2 protein-coding genes are annotated in these 1,507 nt (G+C 71.3%); both read right to left on the bottom strand.

Going from position 1 to position 1,507, the window contains the following annotated elements; translation table 11 throughout:
* Positions 1 to 439 (bottom strand): AMP-binding protein (locus G6031_RS18230; RefSeq protein WP_182654044.1); only part of this gene is annotated, 439 nt, incomplete at its 3' end.
* Between the two features lie 17 nt (positions 440 to 456).
* Positions 457 to 1,440, bottom strand: a complete 984-nt coding sequence (locus G6031_RS18225) for a 1,4-dihydroxy-2-naphthoyl-CoA synthase (protein WP_182610820.1) — start codon at positions 1,438 to 1,440, stop codon at positions 457 to 459.
* Positions 1,441 to 1,507 lie beyond the last annotated feature (67 nt).

The following is a 1,507-nucleotide window of genomic DNA, read 5'->3' as shown; positions in this document are numbered from 1 at the left end:
CCGCCCCCGGCAGTGCGGCGGGATCGAACCCGCGCGTCACGTCGATCACCACCGGCTCGTGACCGGCTCGCAGGCTGCGCAGGACCACCTGGAGGCCTGCGATGTGGTGCGCGGGCAACGCGAGCAGCCAGCGCCCCGGCCCGCCGAGGAACGCGTCGGTGGCGGAGGCCGACGCGGCCAACGCGGCGGCGGACAGCATCGCTCCCTTGGGAGTGCCCGTCGAGCCGGAGGTGCTCACCACCAGAGCCGCCCGGTCGTCGATCGGCTCGTCGGGGTGCATGGCGCCGACGAGCAGACGCGTCCGGGCGGGGTCGTCGGACGGGACGGGCAGCAGCGCGGGGCCACGGTCGGCCAGGAGCTGCTCGAACGTGGGGAACAGGGCGGTGACGGCCAAGCCGCCGGGGACGGGCAGGGTGCGCAGGTCGCGGGTAGCGGGCATGGACCGGACCGGCGCCGTCAGTAGTAGTAGGGGAAGTCGTCCCAGTTCGGGTCGCGCTTCTCCAGGAACGCGTCGCGCCCCTCCACCGCCTCGTCGGTCATGTACGCCAGTCGTGTGGCCTCGCCGGCGAACACCTGCTGACCCATCAGGCCGTCGTCGGTGAGGTTGAACGCGAACTTGAGCATCCGCTGCGCGGTGGGCGACTTGCCGTTGATCTGCCGTGCCCACTCGATCGCGGTGTTCTCGAGCTCGGCGTGGTCGACGACCCGGTTGACCGCGCCCATCTGGAACATCTCCTCGGCCGTGTACGCCTGACCCAGGAAGAAGATCTCGCGCGCGAACTTCTGGCCCACCTGCTTGGCCAGGTACGCGCTGCCGTAGCCGGCGTCGAAGGACCCCACGTCGGCGTCGGTCTGCTTGAACCGGGCGTGTTCGCGGGAGGCCAGGGTCAGGTCGCTCACCACGTGAAGCGAGTGCCCGCCACCGGCCGCCCAGCCGTTGACCAGGCAGATCACCACCTTGGGCATGGTGCGGATGAGCCGCTGCACCTCGAGTATGTGCAGCCGGCCGCCCTCGGCCTTGACCCGCGCCTCGTCGACCTTGTCGGCGGTCGCGCCGGCCACGTCAGAGTCGTGTTCCGTGGAGTACTGGTAGCCGGACCGGCCGCGGATCCGCTGGTCGCCGCCGGAGCAGAACGCCCAGCCGCCGTCCTTGGCGCTCGGCCCGTTGCCCGTGAACAGCACGGTGCCCACGTCGGGGGAGCGGCGGGCGTGGTCGAACACCCGGTACAGCTCGTCCACGGTGTGCGGCCGGAAGGCGTTGCGCACCTCGGGGCGGTCGAAGGCGATCCGCACGATCCCGTCGGCCCGGCCCTCGCCCACGTGGCGGTGGTAGGTGAGGTCCGTGAGGTCCTCCCCGTTCCGGAAGCCCTCGACCTCCCGCCACTGCGTCGGATCGAACGGGTTCCCGGTCTCGCCCTGCGCTGCGCTGCTCTCGGTCATGGGTTCGACGTTAGCGTGGAGCCATGACATCCGTACCGGGCCCCGAGTCGATCGACGATCTGCTCGC

The sequence above is a fragment of the Dietzia sp. CQ4 genome (assembly GCF_014145125.1).
Classification (GTDB): Bacteria; Actinomycetota; Actinomycetes; order Mycobacteriales; family Mycobacteriaceae; genus Dietzia; species Dietzia natronolimnaea.
This window is presented reverse-complemented; position numbering and strand designations above follow the sequence as displayed.